Origin of the sequence: Bradyrhizobium sp. INPA03-11B, from assembly GCF_040446015.1 — a bacterium.
GTDB classification, from domain to species: domain Bacteria; phylum Pseudomonadota; class Alphaproteobacteria; order Rhizobiales; family Xanthobacteraceae; genus Bradyrhizobium; species Bradyrhizobium macuxiense_A.
Map to the genome: position 1 here is coordinate 1 of NZ_JASGSR010000031.1, position 26,714 is coordinate 26,714.

General features: G+C 64.9%; 25 protein-coding genes. 8 read left to right on the forward strand and 17 right to left on the reverse strand.

From position 1 onward, the window contains the following. The 3 genes from QMZ05_RS15475 to QMZ05_RS15485 all read right to left on the reverse strand — a co-directional run. On the reverse strand, positions 1-493 hold a 493-nt coding region (locus tag QMZ05_RS15475), incomplete at its 3' end, for a ferredoxin reductase (protein ID WP_353701534.1). Then, positions 490-1,809, reverse strand: a complete 1,320-nt coding sequence (locus QMZ05_RS15480) for a Rieske 2Fe-2S domain-containing protein (RefSeq protein WP_353701535.1) — start codon at positions 1,807-1,809, stop codon at positions 490-492. The genes QMZ05_RS15480 and QMZ05_RS15475, both read right to left, overlap by 4 nt. A 13-nt stretch (positions 1,810-1,822) precedes the next feature. Then, positions 1,823-2,149, reverse strand: a complete 327-nt coding sequence (locus QMZ05_RS15485) for a hypothetical protein (protein WP_353701536.1) — start codon at positions 2,147-2,149, stop codon at positions 1,823-1,825. A 194-nt stretch (positions 2,150-2,343) separates the two neighbouring features. Between QMZ05_RS15485 and QMZ05_RS15490 the strand changes: the two genes are divergently transcribed. After that, positions 2,344-2,838: a MarR family winged helix-turn-helix transcriptional regulator gene (locus tag QMZ05_RS15490; protein ID WP_353701537.1), complete on the forward strand. Its 495-nt coding sequence runs from the start codon at positions 2,344-2,346 to the stop codon at positions 2,836-2,838. Positions 2,839-2,846: 8 nt separating this feature from the next. On the opposite strand, the gene QMZ05_RS15495 is transcribed toward QMZ05_RS15490, so the two are convergent. The 4 genes from QMZ05_RS15495 to QMZ05_RS15510 are packed head-to-tail and all read right to left on the reverse strand — an operon-like array spanning position 2,847 to position 8,029. Then, on the reverse strand, positions 2,847-4,040 hold the full coding sequence (locus tag QMZ05_RS15495; RefSeq protein ID WP_353701538.1) for a CoA transferase: 1,194 nt from the start codon (positions 4,038-4,040) through the stop codon (positions 2,847-2,849). A 10-nt stretch (positions 4,041-4,050) separates the two neighbouring features. Further along, a complete protein-coding gene (locus tag QMZ05_RS15500; RefSeq protein ID WP_353701539.1) occupies positions 4,051-6,288 on the reverse strand; it encodes an acyl-CoA dehydrogenase in 2,238 nt (745 codons plus the stop codon). 9 nt (positions 6,289-6,297) lie between these two features. Continuing rightward, positions 6,298-7,107, reverse strand: a complete 810-nt coding sequence (locus QMZ05_RS15505) for an enoyl-CoA hydratase-related protein (protein ID WP_353701540.1) — start codon at positions 7,105-7,107, stop codon at positions 6,298-6,300. Positions 7,108-7,162: 55 nt separating this feature from the next. Next, the gene (locus QMZ05_RS15510) at positions 7,163-8,029 is read right to left on the reverse strand and encodes a GntR family transcriptional regulator (RefSeq protein ID WP_353701541.1); all 867 of its coding nucleotides are present in this window, start codon (positions 8,027-8,029) and stop codon (positions 7,163-7,165) included. An 82-nt stretch (positions 8,030-8,111) separates the two neighbouring features. On the opposite strand from QMZ05_RS15510, the gene QMZ05_RS15515 reads away from it, so the two are divergent. After that, positions 8,112-9,251 (forward strand): acyl-CoA dehydrogenase family protein, encoded by a 1,140-nt coding sequence (locus tag QMZ05_RS15515; RefSeq protein WP_353701542.1) that lies wholly within the window; start codon positions 8,112-8,114, stop codon positions 9,249-9,251. 41 nt (positions 9,252-9,292) lie between these two features. Beyond that, the gene (locus tag QMZ05_RS15520) at positions 9,293-10,504 is read left to right on the forward strand and encodes an ABC transporter substrate-binding protein (protein ID WP_353701543.1); all 1,212 of its coding nucleotides are present in this window, start codon (positions 9,293-9,295) and stop codon (positions 10,502-10,504) included. A 45-nt stretch (positions 10,505-10,549) separates the two neighbouring features. On the opposite strand, the gene hutU is transcribed toward QMZ05_RS15520, so the two are convergent. From hutU to hutI, 3 genes are read right to left on the reverse strand one after another with little or no spacing between them, the layout of a single operon-like run. Further along, complete coding sequence (gene hutU / locus QMZ05_RS15525; protein WP_353701544.1) at positions 10,550-12,220, reverse strand: urocanate hydratase; 1,671 nt, start codon at positions 12,218-12,220, stop codon at positions 10,550-10,552. 18 nt (positions 12,221-12,238) lie between these two features. Further along, on the reverse strand, positions 12,239-13,798 hold the full coding sequence (gene hutH, locus QMZ05_RS15530; RefSeq protein WP_353701545.1) for a histidine ammonia-lyase: 1,560 nt from the start codon (positions 13,796-13,798) through the stop codon (positions 12,239-12,241). Next, positions 13,795-15,009 carry an imidazolonepropionase gene (gene hutI, locus QMZ05_RS15535; protein WP_353701546.1) on the reverse strand — a complete coding sequence of 405 codons (1,215 nt, stop codon included), beginning with the start codon at positions 15,007-15,009 and terminating at the stop codon, positions 13,795-13,797. The genes hutH and hutI overlap by 4 nt, the downstream gene beginning before the upstream one ends. A gap of 85 nt (positions 15,010-15,094) precedes the next feature. Between hutI and QMZ05_RS15540 the strand changes: the two genes are divergently transcribed. From QMZ05_RS15540 to QMZ05_RS15560, 5 genes are all read left to right on the forward strand, one after another. Continuing rightward, positions 15,095-16,453 carry a formimidoylglutamate deiminase gene (locus QMZ05_RS15540; RefSeq protein WP_353701547.1) on the forward strand — a complete coding sequence of 453 codons (1,359 nt, stop codon included), beginning with the start codon at positions 15,095-15,097 and terminating at the stop codon, positions 16,451-16,453. Next, positions 16,450-17,193, forward strand: coding sequence for a histidine utilization repressor (hutC, locus tag QMZ05_RS15545; RefSeq protein WP_353701548.1), 744 nt, complete (start codon positions 16,450-16,452; stop codon positions 17,191-17,193). The genes QMZ05_RS15540 and hutC overlap by 4 nt, the downstream gene beginning before the upstream one ends. A 135-nt stretch (positions 17,194-17,328) precedes the next feature. Then, entirely contained in the window at positions 17,329-18,273 is a 945-nt protein-coding gene (locus QMZ05_RS15550; RefSeq protein WP_353701549.1) for an ABC transporter substrate-binding protein, read from the forward strand. Continuing rightward, positions 18,273-19,046 (forward strand): ABC transporter permease, encoded by a 774-nt coding sequence (locus QMZ05_RS15555; protein WP_353701550.1) that lies wholly within the window; start codon positions 18,273-18,275, stop codon positions 19,044-19,046. The genes QMZ05_RS15550 and QMZ05_RS15555 overlap by 1 nt, the downstream gene beginning before the upstream one ends. Beyond that, the gene (locus QMZ05_RS15560) at positions 19,043-19,828 is read left to right on the forward strand and encodes an ABC transporter ATP-binding protein (protein ID WP_353701551.1); all 786 of its coding nucleotides are present in this window, start codon (positions 19,043-19,045) and stop codon (positions 19,826-19,828) included. The genes QMZ05_RS15555 and QMZ05_RS15560 overlap by 4 nt, the downstream gene beginning before the upstream one ends. Before the next feature lie 15 nt (positions 19,829-19,843). Here the strand turns inward: QMZ05_RS15560 and QMZ05_RS15565 are convergent, their stop codons facing one another. The 7 genes from QMZ05_RS15565 to urtA all read right to left on the reverse strand — a co-directional run bounded on the left by QMZ05_RS15565 (position 19,844) and on the right by urtA (position 26,705). Beyond that, on the reverse strand, positions 19,844-20,191 hold the full coding sequence (locus QMZ05_RS15565; protein ID WP_353701552.1) for a zinc ribbon domain-containing protein: 348 nt from the start codon (positions 20,189-20,191) through the stop codon (positions 19,844-19,846). A gap of 88 nt (positions 20,192-20,279) precedes the next feature. Beyond that, positions 20,280-21,509 (reverse strand): formamidase, encoded by a 1,230-nt coding sequence (fmdA, locus tag QMZ05_RS15570; RefSeq protein ID WP_050400074.1) that lies wholly within the window; start codon positions 21,507-21,509, stop codon positions 20,280-20,282. Positions 21,510-21,598: 89 nt separating this feature from the next. Beyond that, on the reverse strand, positions 21,599-22,288 hold the full coding sequence (gene urtE / locus QMZ05_RS15575; protein WP_146991974.1) for an urea ABC transporter ATP-binding subunit UrtE: 690 nt from the start codon (positions 22,286-22,288) through the stop codon (positions 21,599-21,601). A 189-nt stretch (positions 22,289-22,477) separates the two neighbouring features. After that, on the reverse strand, positions 22,478-23,233 hold the full coding sequence (gene urtD / locus QMZ05_RS15580) for an urea ABC transporter ATP-binding protein UrtD (RefSeq protein ID WP_146991973.1): 756 nt from the start codon (positions 23,231-23,233) through the stop codon (positions 22,478-22,480). Between the two features lie 12 nt (positions 23,234-23,245). Beyond that, entirely contained in the window at positions 23,246-24,379 is a 1,134-nt protein-coding gene (urtC, locus tag QMZ05_RS15585) for an urea ABC transporter permease subunit UrtC (RefSeq protein ID WP_076866856.1), read from the reverse strand. Between the two features lie 17 nt (positions 24,380-24,396). Next, positions 24,397-25,323, reverse strand: coding sequence for an urea ABC transporter permease subunit UrtB (gene urtB / locus QMZ05_RS15590; protein ID WP_353701553.1), 927 nt, complete (start codon positions 25,321-25,323; stop codon positions 24,397-24,399). A gap of 119 nt (positions 25,324-25,442) precedes the next feature. Further along, positions 25,443-26,705 (reverse strand): urea ABC transporter substrate-binding protein, encoded by a 1,263-nt coding sequence (urtA, locus tag QMZ05_RS15595; protein WP_028331438.1) that lies wholly within the window; start codon positions 26,703-26,705, stop codon positions 25,443-25,445. Between the last annotated feature and the right edge of the window lie 9 nt (positions 26,706-26,714).

Genomic DNA, 26,714 nt, shown 5'->3' on the forward strand with positions numbered 1-26,714 from the left:
CGAGATGTACCCTCGATCGATACGCGCCGAGCTCGTCGAGAAATGCGGCCGCGCCGCGCGTCCTGGTGGCGTAGAACAGCTCCCAGCGGCGTTCGAGCGCTTGCAGACGCCGGATCATTGACAGCAGCGGCGTGATGCCGATGCCCCCGGCGATCAGGACCGAATGCTCGGCCTCTTCATGAAGCGCGAAGTTATTGCGCGGCCCGGAGACCGTCATCACGTCCCCGACCCTGACGGTGTCGTGAACGAAGCTGGAGCCGCCGCGGCTCTCACCATCCTTGTTGACCGCGATGACGTAGCGATGCCGCTCGCGCTGGTCGTTGACCAGCGAGTAGCTGCGGATCATGCCATTCGGCAGATGCAGGTCGATATGACTGCCGGCCGTGAACGGGGCCAGCTCGCTGCCGGTCCGCGCGATCAGTTCATAGGAGTGGATCCGCTCGGCCTCGTAGCCGATGCGCTTGACCAAGACCTCCTGGTTGGATGCGTTCACAGCTCGTATCCGAAATCGGCACCGAGCTTTGCCCGCATGAACGGTGCGCCGACATCGACCCAGGAATCCTCCGGCGGCAGCCGCAGCGACACCGCCCGCACCATGAACACGTCGGGGTCGGACACGCCCTTCGGCCTGATCGCGTGATCGCGATAGGCGCCGAGCGCCTCTAGAATGAAGCGCCGCGTCATCGCGATGCCGGTGTCGCTGGAACAGAGTGTCTCCTTGGTGCGATCGAAGATCGGCGAGACGCCGCTCTGGCAGGCGCCGTCCTGCACCCAGAGCCCCGGCAGGCCCGAGAACCAGGTGGTCCGCTGTGCCTCGTAGTCGAATTGAAAGCCGTTCTGCGGAGTGTATTTGGTCCAGTAACCCGCATAAGGCACCGTCACCGGGTGCTGGACCAGCGCGTGGCGGCTGGCGTGACCGCTCTCGCGGCCCTTGTGTCCCTCGGCGAACACCTGCCGCGTCTTCTCCAGCAGCGGCTCCGACGGATGATAGGAGAACATGATGCAGAGCGTGTTCTCGTCGTCGATCGGCACCCAGGCATGCCCGCTCAGATCCGGAAACGGCGACAGCGGAGGCACCAGCGTGTAGAACGGCAGCAGGAACTGGTTGACCCGCCAGTACAGCGTGTCGGCATCGTAGTTGCGTCGCGCCGCGATGCTCATGCCGAAATCCTGCTTGATGCATTCGAAGGTCGGCCGCAGGTCGCGCTTCTGGATCCAGGCGCTCGTGGTGCCCTGCGCATCCAGTCTGCCGTGCAGCAGCGGCGCATGCGCCGAGTCGATCTCGCCCTCGACGGCCTGTAGCCAATTGCACTCCTGGACGCGAACCGAGATGTGCACCTGCTCGGCCGGCACCAGATTCCATTCCAGGTTCGGCAGCGGCGGCAGCTCGGCCTGATCAGGCCCCATATAGGTCCAGATCATCCCGTTGCGCTCCTTGCAGGGATAGGCCTTGATCCGCACCCGCTCCTTGAGGCGACTGCGCACCGGCTCTGCCGGCATGTCGGTCACCGCGCCGCTGACGTCGAATTTCCAGCCGTGATAGACGCAGCGCAGCCCGCAATCCTCGTTTCGCGCGAAGATCAGCGGCGCGCCGCGATGCGGGCAGGCCTGATCGACCAGCCCGACGCGCCCCTCGGTGTCGCGGAACGCGACCAGATCCTCGCCGAGCAGCCGGATGCGCTTCGGTTGTCCGTCCTTGGTGAGGTCTGCCGACGGCAGGAAGGGAATCCAGTACAGGCGAAAGAGGTCGCCGAGCGGCGTGCCCTTGCCGACCCTCACCAGGCGTTCATTGTCTTCGCGCGAGAGCATGGGTTTGCCTCCTTCAATTGCGTGTGGTCGGGGCGGCTACGCCGCCGAGGTGCGCAGCGACACGGTCGGACAGTCCGAGATCCCTTGCGGTCCAAAGCGGATCGGATGCGGTCAGCGGCTTGCGTGGAATCGGTGGCTGCTTGCCCTGCTCCACCAGGCCGACGATCAATTCGATGCGACGCCGCTCGAGCTCCCGCAATGCGTCCTCGACGACGGCGGCTTCCGCCGTGCATCCCGGCAGCTCCGGATAGGCCAGCCGAACCCGCCACTGCCCCGGCTCGGTTTCGACCGCCTCGGCCTCAAGCAGATAGGGAATCGACAGCAGCTCACGCAGGTCCAAAGCTTCAACCTCCCTGAACGACGTCTTTGCCATTTGATACGTATACGTACTACATAGCGGGAAGGCTGACAAGAGCCGAAAGACATTGCATCGTAGTGGGAACAGACCGGGGCGCTGTTCACCGCAGGGTTGAGGACGTCAGGCCAAGCTGATAACGGCTGACGCGAATTCGCAAATCGGAGTCCAACGACGGCATGGCAGCCGACAAGGGTATGAAGACGAGCTCGGCGGCAGATGTTGCACGCGACTGGCAACTCGAAGGCGGCGTCGGATTTCTGCTGCGGCTGCTCGAGGCTCGCTACGACGGGCTCTACCAGAGCATGACGCGCCAGAGCGACATCACGCCGCGCCAGTTCGGCGTGCTGATGGCGCTGTATCAGTTGGGTCCGCTCACCCCCTCGGTGTTGGCCGACCGGATCAGTTGCGACCGCAACACGCTGAGCGAAATGCTGCAGCGCATGGTCGCGCGCAAACTGGTCTCAAAGAAGGACAATCCGGACGATCGCCGCTCGCTGCAGGTGCAGATCACCGCCAAGGGCGAGGAAGCGCTCCTGGCCGTCATTCCGGCTGCGGCCGAGCTGCAAAACATCATGCTGGCTCCCCTGCGCAAGGAAGACCGCGCGCATTTCCTGAAATGCCTGCTGGCGATCGCGAAGGCTCCGCCGCCGGACGCCCCGTCCGATACCTGAGATCGCGGCTAGGCCTGGGCTCTGCCGAACGTGCCCGCAGCCGCGAGCGCCGCGATTGCGTCGGGCGACAGTCCGAGGATCCGCGACAGCACATCGTCCCGCTGCGCGCCGATCCCGGGGACTTGACTTCCCATCGGCGTGTCGGCCCCGGACATTTGCCAGGGCGCATTGACGCCGACGAAGTCACCGGCGCCATCCGAGACCGTCGCAAACACACCACGCTCGCGCAAAAGGGCATCGGTCAGCGCCGCACCCGGCGTCCGGTATTCGGCGCAGGGAACACCGGCGCGATCCAGCGCCGCGATGCATTCAGCGACGGTGTGGCGCTCGGTCCATTGCTCGATCACCTGCATCATGGCGGTCCAATTGGCGCCGCGCGCCGGAATGGTCGCAAAGCGCGGATCGTTCGCCAGCTCTTCCTGTCCGGTTACTTCACACAGCGCGGCAAAATTGCGCGGCGTCACCGGGGCGATCAGGATATCGCCGTCACGCGTGCGCACAGGTCCATAGGTCGGACGCGGCGCGCGGATCGGGAATTGCGCTTCCTGAAGCTCATAGACCAGCAGGTTGAGCATGCAGTCCATCAACGCCACATCGACGCGCTGCCCCTTCCCGGTACGTTCACGCTGAACCATCGCGGTCTGGATCGCGGAGTAGCCGAAGATGCCGCCCAGGATATCGGCGACAAAAATGGCGCCGGCCGCGGGACGCTCGCGGTCACCGGCATAGCGCATCAGCGAGGTATCGAATCCGCTCTCGGCGTGCACGATCATCGCATAAGCCGCCCGCTCGGCAGCGGGGCCCGACTGTCCATAGCCCGAGATCGAGCAATAGATCAGGCGCGGGTTGATCTCGCGAAGTGCCTCATAGCCAAGACCGAGCCGCTCCATGACACCGGGGCGGAAATTCTCGACGAGAATGTCCGCTTCCGCGACCATACGATGCACGAGCTTGATGGCATCGGCGTTCTTCAGATCGAGCGCCAGACTGCGCTTACCGGCATTGAGCTGGCCGAAATAGGTGCTGTGGCCGTCGCGCAGCGGCGTGCGCAGCCGCATGTCGTCGCCTTCCGGCGGCTCGATCTTGATGACTTCGGCGCCGACGTCGGCGAGCAGCCGCGCGCAATACGGCCCCGCCACCATGATGGAAAAATCCAGCACCCGCACCCCGGCGAGCGGCGCCCTGTCGCCATCCTTCTGCATCCGATCTCTCCTATCTCGGCAGCCCGAGCGCGCGTTGCGCGATCAGGCTGCGCTGGATCTCGTTGGTCCCGATGCTGATGACCCACATCAGCGAATGCCGCAGGTTTTGCTCGAAGCGGCCGTTGTCGATCGCACCCGGCATCTGTTCGGACAGCGCGGCGCGCATCCCGAGAATGTCGAGCGCAGCCTCGCCGAAACGTTCCATCAGCTCGCCGGAAAACACCTTGCTGATCGCGCCATACTCCGCCGGCGTGACGCCATCGGCGGCAAGCTCGGCACAATGCATCATCAGGAGACGGCCGATCTCGATCTCGGATGCCAAGGTCGCCACCTTGTCGCGGACGATGGGATCATCGGCGAGCGACCGATCACCCTGCTTCGCCGTCACGTGCGAACGCAGCTGCTCGAAGGCGTGCGCGACCTTCAGGACGATCCCACCGCCGACCAGCCCGCGCTCGAAGGCCAGCGCGCCGGTCAACACCTTCCAGCCGCCATTGACCTCGCCGACCAGGTTCTCGGCGGGAATCCGGACATTGTCGTAGAAGATGTTGGCGAACGTGCCGTCATACATCGTGGCGGACGGCCGGATCGTGATGCCCGGCGCATCCATCGGCACGATGAACATGCTGATGCCAGCATGCGGCGGCTGTGCATCCTTGTCGGTGCGCGCGGCAAGGAACATGTATTTGCCCCACCAGGTGGTGGTCCAGATCTTCTGGCCGTTGATCACCCAGTGATCGCCGTCCCTGATGGCACTGGTACGCAGCGCCGCGAGGTCCGAGCCCGCCTGAGGCTCGCTGTAGCCCATGCCGTGCATGGCTTCGCCGCGCAGGATCTCCGGAAGATATTTCCGCTGCTGCTCGGAAGTGCCGAACATCATCAGCGCATTGGCCTGGATCGCAGCGCCGATCCGCGGCGCCTCGCCCTGCTCCATCGTCTCCATGAAGGCGATCTGCTCCAGCGGCGAGCGGGCCTGGCCGCCGAATTGCGCCGGCCATCCGAGGCCGATCCATCCCGTTTCGCCGATATCGCGGGCGAAGCCGGCATCGAACTCGCGCTTGGCGAACGGCCTCCGGTCGAACGTCTGCTTCGTGCCTCCGGTCCAGTTCTGCGCGAGCCAGAGCCGGGCCTGCTCGCGAAACGCATTTCCGGCGGTCCCGAGGTCGTATTGCGGCAGCCCGTCGCCGCCGGCATCCAAAAGCTGCGCGGCCAACCTGCGTTTTGCATCCGACGCGCCGCCGAGCGCGATCGTATCGAGATGCACGCGCTTGAAATGGATCGGCGCCTCGTGTTCCTCGGCATAGCCGATCGCCCCGAACGTATGCTGGGTCTCCAGCGAGACCTGCCGCAGCGCGCTGCCGGAGAACGCCGATGCGCAATCGGCGAAATAGCGCCAGTCAGCGTCGCCGCGGTCATATAATCTGGCGGTATGCGCGAGGATCAGCCTGACGCCTTCGAGCGCGATCAGGCAGTTGGCGAGCTTGTGCTGGATGGCCTGAAACTTGCCGATCGGCTGCCCGAACTGGTGCCGCTCCTTCGCGTAGTCCACCGCCAGCTCAAACGCACGCAGCGCCGCGCCGTAGGCGCGCGCGGTCAGCGCGACCTTGCCCGTGATGCGGAGATCGTCAAGGTCGAGCGTCCCCAGGGGAATACGTATGAACGGCGCCGCGTTCAGCCCGACTTCGTAATGTCCCCAGGCCCCCATCGCGCGCGACGCGACGCGTTCGATACCGGGACCGCTGAGATCGATCAGCGCAAGATGGGCCCGATCGAGCGCGACCAGAAGGTGCGTCGCGCTCCCCGCAGCCTCGACAAAGCGAAGCACGCCTGTTGCCTTGAAGTCGGCGACCTCAACCGAGCCAGTGCCGACGTCGGGATCCAGAGCGCCGAACGAGAAGGCGACGATCGCCTCCCCCGAATGCAGCCGCTCCACGAGATCTGCCACGATCTCGAGCTTTGATCCGGCGATCGCAAGATTGGTGAGCGCGGCAGACCACATCGGCGCCGGGCAGCCGGCGCGGCCAATCTCCTCCATGACGACGAGGATTTCGGCGAGCCCGCCCTCGCTACCATCGGCACCGAGCGCGGCGACGCCCTGCCCGACCAGCTTGCGCCAGATCGCCGACACCTCGTCCGGCGAGGACGACGCCGTTGCACCACGCGGACGCCAATGCTCGTCCAGGAATCCGCGCAAGGAATCGCGCAGCATTCCAGTGACATCGTCGCTCGACACTTCGGTTGCCGCCATGAGCCCGGCCTATGGCTGACCAAACCTCGGCTTCCGCTTCTCCTTGAACGACATGGTCGCTTCCTTGTGGTCGGCGGTCTCGAACGTCACCTGCTCCAGCGCCATCGAGGCCTCCAGCAGCATGTTGACGCGCTCCTTGACGATCTGGTTGATCGACAGCTTGGTCCAGCGGATGGCCCAGGTCGGACCGTTGGCGAGTTCGACCGCGATCGCACGGGCCTTGGCCAACACCTCCGCGCGCGGCGCGACATGGTTGACCAGCCCGATCCGCTCCGCCTCGTTGCCCTTCAGCAGCGTGCCGCGGATCAGGAATTCCTTGGCCTTGTTGATGCCGATCAAAAGCGGCCAGATCACGGTGCCACCGTCGCCTGCAACCAGGCCGACGCGCGAGACATGGGTGTCGCCGATCCGCGCATCCTCCGCCATCACGGTGATGTCGCAGAGCAGCGCGTGGGTCGCCGCAAGGCCGATGGCGTCGCCGTTGATCGCCGCGATGATCGGCTTGTCGAGCTCGAGCTGCCGGGTGACGCCGCGCCGGCTGATCATGGGGTCGTGCACCTCGCCCTCTTCGAGCACGTCGCCGCCCGGCCGCTCCGACATCGCCTTCACATCGCCGCCGACGCTGAAGAAGTCGCCGGCGCCGGTCAGCACCACGGCGTTGACGGCGTGGTCGTCGGCGAGATCGTCCCATATCGTCCGCAACTCGCGGATCAGCTTCTGATTGATGGCATTGCGCGCCTGCGGGCGATTCAAGGTCACGGTCGCGACCTTGTCCGCGACCTCGACCGTCAGGCATTCATACTTGGCGTAATTGGACACGTTTGCCTCCATTGTCATTGCTGTTTTGCGTGTTGATTTGTTTGCGAGATCTGCGCTACCGGCGCATTCCCGGCTGTACGTCCGCCAACGCGACATGCAGCGACATCGCACCCGGATCCTGTTCCAGCATCCGCTGCACGGATTCCAGGTGCGACCGCAGCAGCCGGCTTGCCAGCGCCACATCTCGCTCGCTGAGCGCCGCTAGGAACTGCCGCCGCTTCTCCGCCAGCCGCGCCATCGCGACCCCGCTCGAGGCGACCTTGGCGTAGACGAAGCGCATGTGGATCTCGGTGACCGAATCCACGATCATCGCAATCACCTTGTTGCCGGTCGAGGCCGCCAGCAGCTTGTAGAACTCGCGCGAACATTCGACCCTGTCGAGCAGCCGACCCTCCTTGGTAGCAAGCTCCGTCCGCTCGATATTGGCTTCCAGCGCATCGAGGTCGACCCGGCGCGCGTTCGCGCAGGCGAGTTGCACCACGAGGTCGAGCACGTGGACCCGCGCCTCCGACAATTCCCGCACCGAGATCGTCCCGAGGCTCAGCATGTCGCGCATGACCTCGTTCATGCGACGGGTATCGCCCTGCTGGATAAAGGCGCCGCCCTTGACGCCCTTCTGCAGCCGCAGCACGCCGGCCATCTCCAGGCTGCGCAACGCTTCCCGCAGCACATTGCGGCTGACGCCGAGCTGCTGCGCGAGCTCGCGCTCGGCCGGCAGCTTGTCGCCGGGCTTCAGCACGCCGAGCGCCAGCTGCTCGCGAATCCGCTCGCAGATCTCCTCGAACGTCCGCCTGGTGTGGATCGGCTTGAATGTCGGTGCGGCCGCGGCGCCGGCTGCCCGATGATCGACAGCCCGCTCCCGCCGGTTCGGCGAGGCGGCACGGGAGCGCTGCGGCGCGCGAGGGCTTGACTTGGTGCTCATGCGGTGAATTATTAAATGGATCACCCATTCAATGGAAGCCCCTTTTTTGGCGTCCAGCAAAGAAAACGTAACGGGAGCCGGTATGAGTTTTTCCGAGGAGCAGGTCGCCTTCCGCGACAACGTACGCAGGATGGTCGCGAGGCATGTGGCGCCGATCGCCGCCGAGATCGACGAAACCGACCGCTTTCCACTTGAGCTGGTCAAGCTGTTCGGCGAGATGGGGCTGATGCAGCTCTGGGTGCCGGAGCGCTATGGCGGCCCGAACGGCAACCTGACCATGGCCTGCATCGCGCGCGAGGAGATCTCGAAGGTCTCGCCCGCCTGCGCATCGATCGCGGCGCTCAACACCATGTTCATCATGCCGCTGCTGCATTTCGGCTCGGAAGAGCAGCGCCAGAAATACCTGCCGATCATCGCCCAGGGCGGCGTGGTCACGGCGATCGCGATCTCGGAGCCGCAGGCCGGCTCCGACGTCGCCGCGCTCAACACCCGCGCCCGGAAAGACGGCGACAGCTATATCCTGAACGGCCGCAAGCAGTGGTGCAGCTACGGCGTCGTCGCCGACTACATCGTGGTGATGGCGCGAACCAGTGACGGCGCCGGCGCGGATGGCATCAGCGCCTTCATCGTCGAGCCGAAAAAGATGCCGGGCATCACCTTCGGCCGCCATGAGCGCAAGATGGGCTTTCGCGGCGCTCCCAACACCCCGATCTTCTTCGACAATGTCAGGGTCCCGGCCGAAAATCTCGTCGGCGAGGAAGGCAAGGGTTTTCGCGCGTCGATGCGCGCGCTCGACCTCAACCGCCCGACCATCGGCGCGCAGTCCGTCGGCCTTGCACAAGGCGCGCTCGATGCCTGCATCGCCTACGCCAAGGAGCGCAAGCAGTTCAAGCAGCCGATCGCCGAGTTCCAGGGCGTGCAGTTCATGCTCGCCGACATGGCCATGCAGATCGAGGCGGCCCGCGCCCTGGTCTATGAATGCGCGCGCGCCGGCGATGCCGGCGACTGGAAGCGGCTCAACGTGCTTGCCAGCATGGCGAAATGCGTCGGCAGCGACATGGCGATGAAGGTGACGACCGACGCGGTCCAGATCTTCGGCGGCTACGGCTACACGATGGACTATCCCGTAGAACGCATGATGCGCGACGCCAAGCTGACCCAGATTTTCGAAGGCACCAACCAGATCCAGCGCGTGGTGATCGCCCGTGAGCTGCTGCGCTAGCGCCGATTTCAACAAGAAACGAATTACAGGGAGAAACGACCTTGAACCACATCATCAACCGGGCATTGATAGCCGGCGCGCTGTCGGCCCTGCTGGCGGCGCCCGGCTACGCGCAGAACGCCTATGGTCCCGGCGTCAGCGATACCGAGATCAAGCTCGGCCAGTCGACGCCGCTCAGCGGCCCGGCCTCCGCCTTCGGCGCCGGCGCCGGGCGCGCCGTGGTCGGCTATTTCGAGATGCTGAATACGAAAGGCGGCATCAACGGCCGCAAGATCAACTTCACCCAGCTCGACAACGCCTACAGCGCGCCGAAGGCCGTCGAGCAGTCGCGCAAGCTGATCGAGGATGTCGGCGTCCTGGCCGAGGTCGGCACGATCGGCACCGCACCGAACGTCGCGATCCAGAAATATCTCAACGCCAAGCAGGTGCCGCAGCTCTTCATCACCGCCGGCGGACGCCGCTTCAACGATCCCAAAGCCTTCCCGTGGACGATCCCGCTCTATCCGGACTTCGAGACCGAAGGCCGCGTCGTCGCCAAGTACATCCTGACCGCAAAGCCCGACGCCAGGATCGGCGTGCTCTACCAGAATGACGACTACGGCAAAGACTACCTCAAAGGCCTACGCGCCGGTCTCGGTCCGAAGGCCGAGCTGATCGTCGCCCAGGCCTCCTATGAGCTCGCCGACCCGACGATCGACTCGCAGATCGTCCAGCTCAAGGCCGCCGGCGTCGACACGCTGATCGAACAGTCGTCGTCCAAGGCCGCCGCGCAATCGATCCGCAAGGTCTACGAGCTCGGCTGGAAACCGCTGCACGTGATCGGCGGCTCGACGGCATCGGTCGAAACCATCCTGAAGCCGGCGGGCCTCGAAGCATCGAAGGGGCTGGTCACCACGCAATTCCTCAAGCAGCCGGGCGACCCGGCCTGGGCCAATGACGACGAGGTCAAGACCTACAAGGAGTTTCTCAAGACGTACGCACCCTCAGCGAACCCGGACGACTATTCCGTGCTCGTTGCCTACATGAACGTGCACGCCCTGGAGCTGGCGCTACGCAAATGCGGCGACGACCTGACCCGCGAGAACCTGATCAAGCAGGCGACCTCGCTGAGCGGCGCGCGGCTGCCGATGATGCTGCCGGGCGTCTCGATCGGCACCCGGCCCGGCGACTACACGCCGTTCCGAACCTTGCGGATCGCAACGTTCGACGGCGAGAGCTGGTCGCTGACCGGTGAGCCGCTGTCGGCCGACTAGGCCGGTTGGCGAGAACCGTCTTCGGCGGCTCTCGCCGACGTCACTTCACGCGCGCAAGCTCGGCAGATCGAGCCCATTGGCGCGGGCGCATTCGATCGCGGTCTCATAGCCGGCGTCGGCGTGGCGCATGACGCCGGTCGCCGGGTCGTTCCACAGCACGCGTTCGAGCCGGCGCGCCGCCTCCGACGTGCCGTCGGCGACGATCACCATGCCGGCGTGCTGCGAATAGCCGATGCCGACGCCGCCACCGTGATGCAGCGACACCCAGGTGGCGCCGCTCGCACAGTTGAGCAGCGCGTTGAGCAGCGGCCAATCGGACACCGCATCGGAGCCGTCCCGCATCGCTTCGGTCTCGCGGTTCGGGCTCGCCACCGAGCCGCTGTCGAGATGATCGCGGCCGATCACGATCGGCGCCTTGAGCTCGCCCCGCGCCACCATCTCATTGAAGGCGAGGCCAAGCCGATGGCGGTCGCCGAGGCCGACCCAGCAGATTCGCGCCGGCAGCCCCTGAAACTTGATGCGCGCCTTCGCCATGTCGAGCCAATTGTGCAGATGGCCATCGTTGGGCATCAGCTCCTTGACCTTGGCGTCGGTCTTGAAGATGTCTTCCGGATCGCCCGATAGCGCCGCCCAGCGGAACGGACCGACGCCGCGGCAGAACAGCGGACGGATATAGGCCGGAACGAAGCCCGGAAAATCGAACGCCTGCTTCAGGCCCATGTCCTTGGCCATCTGGCGGATGTTGTTGCCGTAGTCGAGCGTCGGGATTCCCTGCGCGTGGAAATCCAGCATGGCCTGGACGTGATCGACCATCGAGGTCTTGGCCGCGGTCTCGACCGCCTTCGGATCGGCCGCGCGCCTTGCCTCCCATTCGGCGAGCGTCCATCCCTTCGGCAAATAGCCGTTGATCGGATCATGCGCGCTGGTCTGGTCGGTGACGATGTCCGGGCGCACGCCGCGGCGAACCAGCTCGGGAAAGATCTCGGCCGCGTTGCCGAGCAGGCCGACCGAGACAGGCTTCCCGCTCTTGGTCGCGTCGGCAATGATCGCCAGCGCTTCATCGAGCGTCGTCGCCTGGCGGTCGAGATAGCCCGTGCGCAGCCGCATCTCGATGCGGCTCGGCTGGCACTCGACCGCGAGCATCGAGGCGCCCGCCATGGTCGCGGCCAGCGGCTGCGCGCCACCCATGCCGCCGAGGCCGGCCGTGAGGATCCATTTGCCGGCGAGACTGCCGCCATAGTGCCGGCGGCCGACCTCGACGAACGTCTCGTAGGTCCCCTGCACGATGCCCTGGCTGCCGATATAGATCCACGAGCCCGCCGTCATCTGGCCGAACATCATCAGACCCTGCCGATCGAGCTCGTTGAAGTGGTCGAGCGTCGCCCAATGCGGCACCAGATTCGAGTTCGCAATCAGCACGCGCGGCGCATCGGCATGGGTGCGGAAGACACCGACCGGCTTGCCGGATTGCACCAGCAGCGTCTGATCGCCTTCCAGCGTGCGCAAGGATGCGGCGATCCGGTCAAAACTCTCCCAGTCGCGCGCCGCCCGGCCGATGCCGCCATAGACCACGAGCTCGCTTGGGCGCTCGGCGACATCGGGATCCAGATTGTTCATCAGCATGCGCAGCGGCGCTTCGGTCAGCCAGCTCTTCGCGCTGATGTCGCTGCCGCGGGGAGCGCGGATGATACGTTCGTTGTCCAGTCGGCGGTTCATGACGGGTGTCCCTGTCGGCTAAGCAAGTTTTGGAAACGGATCGGTCGAAAGGGCCGCGATCGCGACGGCGGGCAACGCGTCGGCTTCGATCAGCGACGCGGCCCGCGCGAGGTCGTCGGCCATGTAGCGGTCGGCGGCGAGTGCCGGAACCTGCGCGCGCAACGCGGCAATCACTGCGGCGAGCGGTGCACTCGTTGAGTGCGGCGCGCGCAGCGTGATGCCCTGCGCCGCGACCAACAGCTCGATGCCGAGGATCGCCGCGAGATTGTCGGCCATGTCGGACAGCCGGCGCGCGGCATGCGCGGCCATCGAGACGTGATCTTCCTGGTTGGCGCTGGTCGGCGTGGAATCGATCGAGCACGGCATCGCGCGCTGCTTGTTCTCGGCATAGAGCGCGGCCGCCGTGACCTCGGCGATCATGAATCCGGAATTGATGCCGGGCTCAGGCGTCAGGAACGGCGGCAAGCCGAAGTTCAAGGCGGGATCGACGAGGGTCGCGATCCGGCGCTCGCTGGTCGCGCCGATCTCCGAGAGCGCAAGGGCGATCTGGTCGGCGGCGAATGCCACCGGCTCGGCGTGGAAATTACCGCCGGACACGATCTCGCCGGTCTCGACCAGCACCAGCGGATTGTCGGTCACGGCATTGGCTTCGATGGTCAGTCCGCGCGCGGCTTGCGCGAGCAGGTCGAGCACGGCGCCCGCGACCTGCGGCTGGCAGCGCAGGCAGTATGGATCCTGCACGCGCTCGTCGCCTTCGAGATGCGATTGCCTGATGTCGCTGCCGTCGAGCAGCGCGGTCAAGGTCGCAGCCGCGGCGATCTGCCCGTCATGGCCGCGCAAGGACTGGATTTCAGGACGAAACGGCACCGTGGAGGCCATCGCCGCATCGACCGACAACGCGCCCGTCACCAGTGCTGCGCAGGCAAGACGATGCGCGCGCAGCAGGCCGGAGATGGCGTAGGCGGTGCAAAACTGCGTGCCGTTGATCAGCGCAAGCCCCTCCTTGGGACCGAGCGTCAACGGTGCGAGGCCGGCCGCGGCAAGCGCTTCGCCGCCCGGCACGACCTTGCCATCAAGGATGGCCTGTCCCTCCCCGATCATCACCGCGGTCATATGCGCCAGCGGCGCGAGATCGCCGGAGGCGCCGACCGAGCCCTGCTGCGGCACCAGCGGCGTGACGCCGCGCGCCAGCATGCCCTGCAATTGCTCGATGACATCGCGGCGCACGCCCGAGGCACCGCGGCCGAGCGAGATCACCTTTAGCGCCATCATCAGCCGCACGATCGGCTCCGGCGTGGCTGGGCCTACGCCGCAGCAATGCGACAGGATGAGGTTGCGCTGGAGCAGCGCCGTCTGGTCGGGCGCGATCCGCGTCGATGCCAGCTTCCCGAAACCGGTATTGATGCCATAGGCAGGAATGTCGATCCGCGCCGCATTCGCCACGATCTCCGCCGCCGCCTCGACGCGCGGCCAGAACGATGGATCGAGCTCGATCGTCGCACCCGCGAGCACGCGCGCCAGGACGTCGAGCCCGACAGTGCCGGGCGTGACGATATCAGGCGCGTCGGAAGCGCTCATTGTCCCCTCCACACCCGACGGTGCAGCGGATTGAAGCCGATCCGGTAGACCAGTTCGGCGGGGCGCTCGACGTCCCAGATCGCCAGATCGCACCACTTGCCGGCTTCGAGCGTGCCGGTCTCGGCGAGCATGCCGAGCGCGCGCGCCCCTTCCCGCGTTACGCCTGCGAGACATTCAGCGACCGTCATCCGGAACAACGTCGCCCCCATGTTCATCGTGAGCAACAGCGAGGTCAGCGGCGAACTGCCGGGATTGCAGTCGGTCGCCAGCGCCATGTGTACGCCGTGCTTGCGGAACAGTTCGACCGGCGGCTTCTGCGTTTCGCGAATGAAGTAGAATGCGCCGGGCAGCAACACGGCGATCGTTCCCGCCTTCGCCATTTCGGCGGCGCCGGCTTCATCCGAGTGCTCCAGATGATCGGCCGACAGCGCAGAGAATTTTGCGGCGAGCGCCGCGCCGCCGAGATTCGACAGCTGATCCGCATGCAGCTTCACGGGCAGCCCCAACGCGCGCGCAGCCGCGAAGACCCGCGCCGTCTGCTCGCCGGAGAATGCGATGCCCTCCATGAAGGCATCGACGGCATCGGCGAGGCCGGCCTTGGCCACGGCCGGCAGTATCTCGTTGCAGACCAGATCGATATAGCGGTCCTTGTCGCCATTGGCCTCCGGCGGCAGGGCATGCGCACCGAGAAACGACGTGCGGACCGCGACCTGGCGCAGGCGGCCGAGGCTGCGTGCCGCGGCGAGCTGCCGCATCTCGGTCTCGGCATCGAGGCCATAGCCGGACTTGACCTCGACGGTGGTCGCGCCCTCGCCGATCAGCGCGTCGAGCCGCGGCAACGCACTCGCCACGAGCTCGGCCTCGGTCGCCTTGCGCGTTGCCGCAACGGTCGAGACGATGCCGCCGCCTGCGCGCGCGATTTCTTCGTAGCTCGCGCCCTTCAGGCGAAGCTCGAACTCATGCGCGCGATTGCCACCGAAGACGAGATGGGTGTGGCAGTCGACCAGTCCGGGCGTGACCCATCGGCCCGCGCAATCGATCCACTCGACGGCGTCCGCATCCACAGGAAAATCCGCCTGCGCGCCCGCATAGACGATGCGGCCGTCGCGCGCCGCGATCAGGCCCTGCTCGATCTCGCCGAGATCGGCGCGATCGCCGCGCATCGTGGCGAGCCGGGCGTTGTGCCAGATACGGTCGAAGCGCTCTGCCATGCGATCGTCCCCTCAAGGCGGGATGCTTGACTTATATGTCTAGACATATAATCGTGTCACGGTTCTGTCCAGCCGGCATGGAAAAATGACACGACTGCATTTCGCATTCGCGCTGCTGCCCTCGGGCTGGGCCAATGACGTGCGGGTCGAGCTCACCGGCGGCGCGATCGCGTCGGTGACGGCAGGCGTTGCGCCCGCCGCCGGCGATGAACGTCACCAATTGGCGGTTCCCGGATTGGCGAGCCTGCATAGCCACGCGTTCCAGCGCGGCATGGCCGGCCTTGCCGAATTGCGCGGCGATACGACCGACACGTTCTGGACCTGGCGCGAGACGATGTATCGCTTCGCGCTGACCATGACGCCGGACGACGTCGCAGCCGTCGCGACCCTGCTTTATGTCGAGATGCTCGAACGCGGCTTCACCCGCGTCGGCGAGTTCCACTATCTCCATCATGATCGCGACGGCTCGCCTTACGCCAACCCCGCCGAGATGGCCGTGCGCATTGCGGAGGCGACCGAGGCTTCCGGCATCGGGCTCACGCTGCTGCCGAGCTTTTATGCCCACGGCACTTTCGGCGGTGCAGCACCGCATGCCGGGCAGCGCCGCTTCATCTGCTCGGTCGATCAGTTTGCCGCGCTGATGGACGCCTCGCGCGAGGCGATCCGAACACTGCCCGGCGCCAATATCGGCATCGCCCCGCACAGCCTGCGCGCCGTGGCTCCCGATGAACTGAAGGCGATCATTCCGCTTGCCGAGGGAGCGCCAATCCATATCCATGCCGCCGAACAGGTGCGTGAGGTCGAGGATTGTCTCGCCTGGTCTGGACGGCGGCCGGTCGAATGGCTGCTCGACCATGCGCCTGTCGATCAGCGCTGGTGCCTGATCCACGCGACCCACATGACGGATAGTGAAGTCACCGCACTCGCCGGCAGCGGTGCAGTCGCCGGCCTTTGCCCGATCACTGAAGCAAGCCTCGGCGACGGCATCTTTTCGGCGCGCGAATTCCTTGCTGCCGGCGGCCGGTTCGGCGTCGGGACCGATTCCAATGTGCTGGTCGGTGTCGCCGACGAACTGCGTCAGCTCGAATACGGCCAGCGGCTGAAGCACCGCGAGCGCAATGTGCTGTCGGGTCGTCCCGGCGCATCCACCGGCCGCGCTCTGTTCGATCACGCCCTCGCGGGCGGTGCGCAAGCCCTGGCGCAGACCAACGCTGGGCTCGTGCCCGGCGCGCGCGCCGATGTCGTCAGCCTCGACACCACGCACCCGTCCCTGGCGGGGCGGTCGGGCGATGCCGTGCTCGACGGCTGGCTATTCGCGGCCGGCAGCGACGCGATCGATTGCGTGTGGGCCGGCGGCGACAGGGTGGTCGCAGGTGGACGGCACCGGCTGCGCGACAAGGCGCGGGAGCGGTTCAATGCCAGCGTCCGGAGGCTCGTCGCATGAGCCTTGCTTCCGATCGCACCAAGCCGCGCGCAGCCGAAAAGCCGACGCTCTACAAACGCATCCGGCTCGATATCGAGACACGGATCCTGACTGGCGAGTGGCCACCCGGCCACCGCATCCCGTTCGAGCACCAGCTGATGGCGCGCTATCGCTGCTCGCGCATGACCGTGAACAAGGCGCTGTCGGAACTGGCGCAGGCCGACCTGATCGAGCGGCGACGGCGGGCCGGCTCATTCGTGCGCCGTCCGCAGCATATGTCCGCGGTGCTCAAGATCGCCGACATCCGCGCGGAGATCACCGCGCTCGGCCGCGCTTACGGCTATCAGCTGATCGATTGCCGGCGGCGCACGGCGACATCGGCCGATCGCGCCCGGCTCGGCGTGAGCACGGCCGGCAAAGTGATCGCGATCGCCTGCCGCCACAGCGCCGACAATGTGCCGTTTGCCGTCGAGGACAGGCTGATCAATCTCTCCACCGTTCCGGAGGCCGCAACCGCCGATTTTGCAAGCGAACCGCCGGGATCATGGCTGCTGCATCATGTGCCGTGGACCGAGGCTGAACATACGATCAGCGCCGTCGTCGCTGATGATCGCACGGCAGAGGCCCTCGACATCGCGGTCGGCGCGCCCTGCCTTGTGATCGACCGCTACACCTGGCGCAGCGCGCGCACGGTGACCGCAGTGCGGCTGCATTATCCGGGCGAGACGCACCGCTTGGTGGCGCGCTTCAAGGGAGGTTGAGGACGTCTTGCGCGGCATGTTTCATGCAATGCATCATAGGCCACCATCCACCAACGTTCGTGATGCGGCAATCCGCCGCGACTGACGTGAAAGCAATCAACAGGGTTCAATCCATCGTTCAAGGGGTCAACAATCATGCGTTCCTTCAAGCTATTGCCCGCAATGGTCGCGTTGCTCGCGGCCACCGCTGCGTTCGCGGATGACGTCAAGGTCGGCGTCGGCATCTCCGGGTGGACCGGCTTCGCGCCGCTGACGCTCGCCAAGGAGGCCGGCATCTTCAAGAAGAACGGCCTCGACGTGACCTTGAAGAAGATCCCGCAGAAGGACCGGCATCTCGCGATTGCCTCGGGCGATATCCAGTGCGCCGCAACTACGGTCGAAACCTGGATCTCCTGGAACGCCAATGGCGTCGCGACCAAGCAGATCTTCCAGCTCGACAAGAGCTATGGCGCCGACGGCATGGCCGTGCGCAACGACGTCGCCGCGATCAAGGACCTCAAGGGCAAGACCGTCGCGGCATCGGCGCCGGGCACCTCGCCCTATTTCGCGCTGGCCTGGATGCTGAAGAAGAACGGCCTCTCGGTGAAGGACGTCACCGTGGTCAATCTGGAGCCCGCCGCCGCAGCACAGGCATTCGTCTCCGGCCAGAACGATGCCGCGATGACCTACGAGCCTTATCTCTCGACCGTGCGTGCCGCGCCCGACAAGGGCAAGATCATCGCCACCACGCTCGACTATCCGATCGTGATGGACACCTTCGGCTGCACCCCTAAATTCCTCACCGACAATCCGAAGGCGGCGCAGGCGCTGGCCAACAGTTATTTCGAGGCGCTCGACATGATCGCCAAGGATCAGGCCAAGGCCTACGAGATCATGGGCGCTGACGTGAAGCAGAGCGGCGAGCAGTTCGGCAATTCGGCAAAGTATCTGCGCTGGCAGGACAAGGCCGCCAACCAGAAGTTCTTCGCCGGCGACTTCCTCACCTTCAACAAGGATGCTGCAGAGCTGCTGCTCGAGGTCGGCATCATCAAGGCCGCGCCGAAGGTCGACGACATCTACGACGCAAGCTTCATCAAGTAATGCGTCCTCTCGAGCCCACCTCATCGAAGCAGCGCGTGGCCTATGGCCTCGCGTTCTTCGTGCTGTTCGTCGCCCTCTGGTCCTGGGCGACGTTCGGCGGCCATGTATCGAAGACCTTCCTCGCCAACCCGCTGACCATGGTGCAGGAAGGCTATGAACTGCTCGCCAAGCAGGGTTTCCTGTTCGACATCGGAATGACGATCTGGCGCGTGATCGGCGGGTTTGTGCTTGCCGCCGTCATCGCCGTGCCGCTCGGCGTGCTGATGGGGGCGTACAAGCCGATCGAAGCCCTTCTCGAACCGTTCGTGTCCTTTGCGCGCTATCTGCCGGCGTCCGCCTTCATCCCGCTGCTGATCCTGTGGGCGGGCATCGGCGAGTTGCAAAAGCTGCTGGTGATCTTCATCGGCGCGGTGTTCCAGATCATCCTGATGGTGGCCGTCACCGTCGGCGCTACACGGCGCGACCTGGTCGAGGCTGCCTACACGCTCGGCGCGCGCGACGGCGGCATCATCCGCCGCGTGCTGCTGCCCTCCGCCGCGCCCGAGATTGCCGAGATCCTCCGCCTGGTGCTGGGCTGGGCATGGACCTACGTCATCGTCGCCGAGCTGATCGGCTCGTCGTCGGGCATCGGGCACATGATCACCGACAGCCAGGCGCTGCTCAACACCGGCCAGATCATCTTCGGCATCATCGTGATCGGGTTGATCGGCCTGATCTCCGATTTCTTGTTCAAGGCGTTCAACGCCTGGCTATTCCCTTGGAAGCTCGCATGACCCTGCTTCGGATCGATCAGGTCTCGCGAACCTTCCCCGCCCGTGCCGGCAACGCACCGACCCGCGCGCTGGAGCCGACAACGCTCGATGTCGGCGACAACGACTTCGTCACCATCCTCGGCCCCTCCGGCTGCGGCAAGTCCACGCTGCTGCGGATCATCGCAGGGCTCGACCGGCCGACCAGCGGACGCGTCACGCTTGACGGGCGCGAGGTCACCGGCCCCGGCGCCGATCGCGGCATGGTGTTTCAGTCCTACACGCTGTTTCCGTGGCTGACCGTGCGCGAGAACATCGCCTTCGGGCTGCGCGAACGTGGCGTGCCGGAGAAGAAACGCCACGACATCGCCGATGCCTTGATTCGCCGGGTCGGGCTGTCGGGCTTCGAAAATCACTGGCCCAAGCAGCTGTCGGGCGGCATGCAGCAGCGCACCGCAATCGCCCGGGCGCTGGCCAACGATCCGAAGATCCTGCTGCTTGACGAGCCGTTCGGCGCGCTCGACAACCAGACCCGGGCCTTGATGCAGGAGATGCTGCTTGGGATCTGGGAGCGCGACCAGAAGACGGTGCTGTTCGTCACCCACGACATCGAGGAAGCGATCTTCCTCGGCAGCCGCGTCATCGTGATGAGCGCGCGTCCCGGGCGCATCAAGGCGGAGATCGCGGTCGACCTGCCGCATCCCCGCTCCTACAAGATCAAGACCACGCCCGAATTCGTCGCGCTGAAGGAGCGGCTGGTCGAGGAGATCCGCACCGAAGCCCTGAAGGTCGCCGAGCAGGCCTGATGACCAGCCTCCTTATCAGTGGCTGATCATCCAGGGACGCGCCGTCGGAAAGCCCTTGGCACCGCTCTTGGTCTTCGTCATCAGCCGCGCCGGCTTCTTCTTTCCGGTGGAGCAGCAGCCGCAAGCCGGGCCGTGCGCAGCCTTGTATTGATCCAACGTCTTCGGCGCGTGCCGGCTCTGCTCGTTGGTGGCATGGGCCTTGCGCTTGTCCGACGGCATGCAGAAGAACGCCGGAGCGGTGAGGATCACGCGCGGCGACGTCGTCTCGCATTGCGGGCAATCCTGCGGTAGATCGCATTCCGCCATCGGGCGCATGTCGGTGAACGGGCCGCAGTCGTTGCAGAGATATTCGTAGATCGGCATTGTCTAAATCCTTGCGCAGTCGTGTGACATCCGGCGATGGATGCGGGGCGGCCAAGACTGCGCCGTCCCGCACCCTTCGCGCAGGGATTCACTTGTCGGGCGAGATCGGCATCTGCACGTCGCCCTTGATGTGCTTGATCGGTCCCGCCGACGACGGCATGACGTCGAAGTCGAAGATCTCCGTCGGCAGCCATAGCGTGGCGCAGGCGTTGGGCACGTCGACCACGCCGGAGATGTGGCCCTGGCAGGGTGCGGTGCCGAGGATCGAATAGGCCTGGGCGCCGGAGTAGCCGAACTTCTTCAGATATTCGATCGCGTTCAGACAGGCCTGGCGATAGGCGATGTGGACGTCGAGATAGTGCTGCTTGCCGGCCTCGTCGACCGAGATACCCTCGAAGATCAGATAGTCCTTGTAGTTCGGCGTGATCGGCGACGGCTTGAACACGGGGTTCTTGATGCCGTATTTCGACACGCCGTCCTTGATGACGTCGACCTTGATGTGCAGCCAGCCGGCCATCTCGATGGCGCCGCAGAAGGTGATCTCGCCGTCGCCCTGGCTGAAGTGCAGGTCGCCCATCGAGAGCCCGCCGCCCGGCACATAGACCGGGAAATAGATCTTCGAGCCGCGCGACAGATCCTTGATGTCGCAATTGCCGCCATGCTCGCGCGGCGGCACGGTGCGCGCGCCTTCGAGGCCGATCTTGGCCTTGACGTCACCCTTGGCCTGGCCGGCATGCGCGGTCGGCGCGAACGGCGGATTGGCGAGACCCGGCACGCGGGTCGGGTTGGTCGCGATCAGCTCGGCCTCGCGCGCATTCCACGCCGCCAGCATCTTGGCGTCGGGCAGACAGCCGATCAGACCGGGATGAATCAGGCCGGCGAAGTTCACGCCGGGAACGTGCCGCGACGACGTGTAGAGGCCCTTGATATCCCAGATCGACTTCTGCGCCAGCGGGAAATGATCCGTGAGGAAGCCGCCGCCATTCTGCTTGGAGAAGAAGCCGTTGAAGCCCCACAGGCTCTCCTTGAGCGGACCGACATCGAGCAGGTCGACGACGAGGAGATCGCCGGGCTCGGCGCCCTTGACGCCGATCGGGCCGGACAGAAAGTGCACGATCGACAGATCGATATCGCGCACGTCATCCGCGGAATCGTTGTTCTTGATGAAGCCTCCGGTCCAGTCGACCGTCTCGATGATGAAGTCGTCGCCGGGGCTGACCCACTCGACGATCGGAACCTCGGGATGCCAGCGGTTGTGGATCTTGTCGTTTTCATAGGCCGACTTGCTGAGATCGACCTTGATCAGTGTATCTGGCATCGCATTGCTCCCCTTCGTTTACTAGGTTGAAAGTTGAGCGTGATCTTGTCGGAAAACCGCTTCACACTTTTCCGGATCACGCTCTGTAGTTACACAGACAGATATTTCGAGATCTGCGCGGCATCGACGCTGTCGCGCGGATCGTCGCGGACGATCTCGCCGTTCTCGATGACCAGCACGCGGTCGGCGATGTCGAGCGCGAAACTCAGCACCTGCTCGGAGACGACGATCGACAGGCCCCGCTCGTCGCGGATTCGCTTCAAGGTGCGCGCCATGTCCTTGATGATCGACGGCTGGATGCCTTCGGTCGGCTCGTCGAGGAGCAGCACCTTCGGTTTGGTCGCGAGCGCACGGGCGATCGCGAGCTGTTGCTGCTGCCCGCCGGAGAGATTGCCGCCGCGGCGACCCTTCATCTCGAGCAGCACCGGAAACAGCTCGTAGATATCGCCCGGCACCTCGGAGCCGCCTGAGACGACGAGCCCGGTCTCGATGTTCTCCTTCACCGTCATGGTGGAGAAGATCATGCGGCCTTGCGGCACGTAGGCGAGACCTTTCGCCACCCGCTCGTAGCTCTTCATCGCGCCGAGCTCGGCGCCGTCCATGGTCACCTTGCCGCTCTTGGCCGGCAGGATGCCCATCAGCGACTTCATCAGCGTGGTCTTGCCCATGCCGTTACGGCCCATGATCGCGACGATCTCGTTGGGCGCAACCGAGACGTTGAGGCCATGCAGCACCTCGCTCTGGCCATAGGCGACATGAAGATCATTGATTGCCAGCATCGGTCGCTCCTAAACGTACGTGCTTGTCTTCACCTCTCCCCCTCGGGGAGAGGTCGGCGCGCAGCGCCGGGTGAGGGCCTTCAGGTCCCACGAGAGAGCGAAACCCCTCACCCGAATTGCTTGGCAATTCGACCTCTCCCTCTGGGAGAGGTGGATCGAGTTCGTGGCTCGATGTCGCGCGATCATCGATCAGTGCCCCAGATACACTTCGATCACCTTGGGATCGTTCTTGACGTGCTCCATCGTTCCCTCGGACAGAATCTGTCCCTGGTGCAGCACGGTGACCTTATGGGCGATGTCCTCGACGAACTTCATGTCGTGCTCGATCACCAGCACCGAACGGTCCTTGATGATGCGGTTGAGCAACTCGGCAGTCTTGGCGCGCTCGGACACGCTCATGCCGGCGACCGGCTCGTCCAGCATCAAGAGGTCCGGGTCCTGGATCAGCAGCATGCCGATCTCGAGCCACTGCTTCTGGCCGTGGCTGAGCTGGTCGGCATAGGTATTGAGCCGGTCCTTCAGGAAGATCATCTCGGCGACCTCCTCGACACGCTGCTTGACCGTGTCATCGCGCTGGAAGGTCAGCGAGCCGAACACGGTGCGGCCGCGCGGGAAGGAAATCTCGAGGTTCTCGAACACGGTGAGATCCTCGAACACCGACGGCGTCTGGAACTTGCGGCCGACGCCGGCCTGCACGATCTCGTTCTCGCGCAATCTCGTCAGCTCTTGGCCGCGGAACTGGATCGAGCCTGATGTCGCGCGGGTCTTGCCGCAGATCAGGTCGAGCACCGTGGTCTTGCCGGCGCCGTTCGGGCCGATGATGACGCGGATCTCGTTCTCTTCCACATAGAAGGAGAGATCGTTGACCGCCTTGAAGCCGTCAAAGGACACGGTGAGGCCGGAGACCGCGAGCAGGAAGTCTTTTGGTTGATGGCCGACGAGCATGATGGTCCCTCCTCACTCGGCCGGAGCGCCGTCGGCGATCATGCCGGCCGCCGATTTCGATTTGCGTGATGCCAACAGGCGGTCGATGCGGGGCTGGACGTGGTCCGCCCAGATGCCGGAGAGCCCGTTCGGGAAGGCAAGCACGACCGCGATGAACAGCGCGCCGAGGCCGAACAGCCAGAGCTGCGGGAAGGATTCCGAGAGGCTGGTCTTGGCGAAGTTGACCAGCAGCGCGCCCCAGACCGCGCCGAAGATCGACATCCGGCCGCCGACCGCGGTGTAGATCACCATCTCGATCGACGGCACGATGCCGACGAAGGACGGCGACATGAAGCCGACCTCGAGCGTGAACATGGCGCCGCCGATCGCAGCGAACACCGCCGCGGCACAGAACGCGAAGATCTTGAAATTGGCGACGCTGTAACCGGAGAAACGCACACGATCCTCCTGCTCCCGCATCGCCACCAGGATGCGCCCGAGTTTTGTCAGCCGGATGAATTGCGCGGCGACGATGCATCCGAACAGCAACACAACCTCGACGAAATACAGAATGAACTTGGCGTGATCGGTGCGGATGTCCCACCCGTGCAGCGTGCGCAAGTCGGTAATGCCGTTGATGCCGCCGGTGTAGCCCTGCTGCCCCACAATCAGAATGGTGAGGATCGCGGCGATCGCCTGCGTGATGATCGCAAAGTACACGCCGCCGACCCGGCGCTTGAACATCGCAGCGCCGATGATCAGCGCGAAGAACGCGGGAACCAACAGGATCGCCAGCAGCGTGATCGGAAAGCTGTGGAACGGCTTCCAGAAGAACGGCAGCGCGGTGAGCTGGTTCCAGTCCATGAAGTCCGGGATGCCCGGCGTCGACTGGATCTTGGTGTTCGCAACCGACGACGCCTCGAGCTTGAGGTACATCGCCATGCAGTAGCCGCCGAGGCCGAAGAACACGCCCTGCCCCAGACTCAGGATGCCGCCGTAGCCCCAGCACAGCACGAGGCCGATGCCGACGAAGGCGTAGGTCAGATATTTAGCGACCAAATTGAGGCGGAAGATATCCAGCGACAGCGGCAGGATGAGAAACAGCAGCACCGCGAGCGCAAGGAAGCCGAGCAGTTCGGAGCGATTGAAAAAGCGCGAGTTGATCATGACCAGCCTGCTTGTTCTTATTTGCGGACCTTGAGCGCGAAGAGCCCCTGCGGACGCACCATCAGGATCGCGACGATGGTCAAGAGCGTGATCACCTTGGCCATCGATCCCGACAGGAAGAACTCCAGCGTCGACTGGGTCTGCGAGATCGAGAAGGCGGAGGCGATGGTGCCGAACAGCGAGGCCGCGCCGCCGAACACGACGACCAGGAAGGTGTCGACGATGTAGAGCTGGCCGGCGGTCGGCCCGGTCGAGCCGATCATGGTGAAGGCCGAGCCCGCGATCCCCGCGATGCCGCAGCCGAGGCCAAAGGTGTAACGGTCGACCTTCTCGGTGTTGATGCCGACGGCGCCCGCCATCACGCGGTTCTGCACCACGGCCCGCACCTGCTTGCCCCAGCTCGACCAGAACAGGATGTAGAAGACGACGATCGTGATCAGGATCGTCAACCCCATCACGAACATGCCGTTGATCGGGATCTGGATCGAGTCGGTCGCCTGCCAGGAGCCCATCATCCATTCCGGCAGTTCGACGCCGACCTCGCGCGCGCCGAAGATCGAACGATAGGCCTGCTGCAGCATCAGGCTGAGGCCCCAGGTCGCGAGCAGCGTATCGAGCGGCCGCTTGTAGAGATGGCGGATCAACGCCCACTCGACCAGCATGCCGAGCGCGCCGGAGGCGATGAACGCGAGGATCATTGCGATGAAGAAGTAGCCCGGGAACAGCCACGGCGCCGTGTGCTGAACGGCGTTCGAGGTCATCCAGGTGACGTAGGCACCCAGGATCATGAACTCGCCATGGGCCATGTTGATGACGCCCATCTGGCCGAAGATGATGGCAAGCCCCAGCGCCATCAGCACGTAGACGGAGAACAGGATGAGCCCGGCAAATCCCTGCATCGCAAGGATGGCGCCGAGATCGCTGATCGAATGGTCGCCGAACATCTGTCGTCCTCCAGTCCAAGGGCCATGCGCCGCGACAAAGCGGCGCCCGATCGGCGGCGTGGGCGTTAACGTCCACGCCGCGATGCGTTGAGGTGAAATTGCGCTCTAAACGCGCAGCCTCACTGGTAGCCCTTGGGGAACGGATCCGGCTCGACGAGATCGGCGGTCTCGTAGATCAGCTCATACTGGCCATCGGCCTTGGCGCGACCGACGCGGGTCTTCGACCAGAGATGATGGTTTTCGTGGATCCGGACGTAGCCTTCCGGCGCGCCCTTGAACTCGACGCCGGGAGATGCCGCCGCGATCTTGTCGATGTCGAAGCTCTGCGCCTTCTCCACCGTCAATTTCCACAGCCACGGGCCGAGATAGGCAGCCTGCGTCACGTCGCCGATCACGGTCTTCTCGCCCCACATCTTCTTGAATGCGGGCACGAAGGCCTTGTTGTTCGGATTGTCGAGCGACTGGAAGTACTTCATGCAGGCATAGGCGCCCGCGATGTTTTCACCGCCGATGCCGTCGATCTCGTCTTCAGTCACCGAGATGGTCAGCAGCGTCTGCTTGGACAGGTCGATGCCGGCCGCCTTGAGCTGCTTGTAGAACGCGACATTCGAGCCGCCGACGATGATCGCGTAGATCACGTCCGGCTTGGTCAGCTTGATCTTGTTGATGACAGAGTTGAACTGGGTCGAGCCGAGCGGGAAGTATTCCTCGCCGACCACCTTGCAGCCCTGCAGGTGGTTCTCGATGTGCTTGCGCGCGATCTTGTTCGAAGTGCGCGGCCAGATGTAGTCCGAGCCGAGCAGATAGAAGCTCTTGGCGCCCTTGGTCTTGTTGACCCAGTCGAGGCCGGCGATGATCTGCTGCGTCGCCTCCTGGCCGGTGTAGATCACGTTCTTGGATTGCTCGAGGCCTTCATAGAAGGTCGGGTAGTACAGCATGCCGTTGTACTGCTCGAACACCGGCAGCACCGCCTTGCGCGAGGCCGAGGTCCAGCAGCCCATCACGGCCGCGCATTTGTCGTTGACCAGGAGCTTCTTCGCCTTTTCCGCGAAGGTCGGCCAGTCGCTGGCGCCGTCTTCCTGGATGAACTTGATCTTGCGGCCGAGCACGCCGCCGGCGGCGTTGATCTGCTCGATCGCGAGCTTCTCGGCCTCGACCGACCCGGTCTCGGAGATCGCCATGGTGCCGGTGACGGAATGCAGGATGCCGACGGTGACTTCGCTATCGGTGACTGCAAGCCCCGTGGTGTTGACCGCGGAGGTTGCAGGAACGTCGGCAAAGGCCGGGCGTCCCAGCATCGAGACGGCCGGCAATGCCGCCATTCCCATCAAGAGCTTGCGCCGGAGCGGAGACTTCAAGCCTGGTTTGGTTTCGTCTGACATGAGCACCCC

Bases quoted from the DNA above. Each gene is read 5' to 3' on its own strand.
- QMZ05_RS15480 (WP_353701535.1), bottom strand. From the start codon at position 1,809: ATGCTCTCGCGCGAAGACAATGAACGCCTGGTGAGGGTCGGCAAGGGC.
- QMZ05_RS15495 (WP_353701538.1), bottom strand. From the start codon at position 4,040: ATGCAGAAGGATGGCGACAGGGCGCCGCTCGCCGGGGTGCGGGTGCTG.
- QMZ05_RS15555 (WP_353701550.1), top strand. From the start codon at position 18,273: ATGCGTCCTCTCGAGCCCACCTCATCGAAGCAGCGCGTGGCCTATGGC.
- hutH (WP_353701545.1), bottom strand. From the start codon at position 13,798: ATGAGCGCTTCCGACGCGCCTGATATCGTCACGCCCGGCACTGTCGGG.
- urtA (WP_028331438.1), bottom strand. From the start codon at position 26,705: ATGTCAGACGAAACCAAACCAGGCTTGAAGTCTCCGCTCCGGCGCAAG.
- QMZ05_RS15515 (WP_353701542.1), top strand. From the start codon at position 8,112: ATGAGTTTTTCCGAGGAGCAGGTCGCCTTCCGCGACAACGTACGCAGG.
- hutU (WP_353701544.1), bottom strand. From the start codon at position 12,220: ATGAACCGCCGACTGGACAACGAACGTATCATCCGCGCTCCCCGCGGC.
- urtC (WP_076866856.1), bottom strand. From the start codon at position 24,379: ATGATCAACTCGCGCTTTTTCAATCGCTCCGAACTGCTCGGCTTCCTT.
- QMZ05_RS15490 (WP_353701537.1), top strand. From the start codon at position 2,344: ATGGCAGCCGACAAGGGTATGAAGACGAGCTCGGCGGCAGATGTTGCA.
- hutI (WP_353701546.1), bottom strand. From the start codon at position 15,009: ATGGCAGAGCGCTTCGACCGTATCTGGCACAACGCCCGGCTCGCCACG.
- hutC (WP_353701548.1), top strand. From the start codon at position 16,450: ATGAGCCTTGCTTCCGATCGCACCAAGCCGCGCGCAGCCGAAAAGCCG.
- QMZ05_RS15550 (WP_353701549.1), top strand. From the start codon at position 17,329: ATGCGTTCCTTCAAGCTATTGCCCGCAATGGTCGCGTTGCTCGCGGCC.
- QMZ05_RS15510 (WP_353701541.1), bottom strand. From the start codon at position 8,029: ATGAGCACCAAGTCAAGCCCTCGCGCGCCGCAGCGCTCCCGTGCCGCC.
- QMZ05_RS15560 (WP_353701551.1), top strand. From the start codon at position 19,043: ATGACCCTGCTTCGGATCGATCAGGTCTCGCGAACCTTCCCCGCCCGT.
- QMZ05_RS15500 (WP_353701539.1), bottom strand. From the start codon at position 6,288: ATGGCGGCAACCGAAGTGTCGAGCGACGATGTCACTGGAATGCTGCGC.
- urtB (WP_353701553.1), bottom strand. From the start codon at position 25,323: ATGTTCGGCGACCATTCGATCAGCGATCTCGGCGCCATCCTTGCGATG.
- fmdA (WP_050400074.1), bottom strand. From the start codon at position 21,509: ATGCCAGATACACTGATCAAGGTCGATCTCAGCAAGTCGGCCTATGAA.
- urtE (WP_146991974.1), bottom strand. From the start codon at position 22,288: ATGCTGGCAATCAATGATCTTCATGTCGCCTATGGCCAGAGCGAGGTG.
- urtD (WP_146991973.1), bottom strand. From the start codon at position 23,233: ATGCTCGTCGGCCATCAACCAAAAGACTTCCTGCTCGCGGTCTCCGGC.
- QMZ05_RS15565 (WP_353701552.1), bottom strand. From the start codon at position 20,191: ATGCCGATCTACGAATATCTCTGCAACGACTGCGGCCCGTTCACCGAC.
- QMZ05_RS15540 (WP_353701547.1), top strand. From the start codon at position 15,095: ATGACACGACTGCATTTCGCATTCGCGCTGCTGCCCTCGGGCTGGGCC.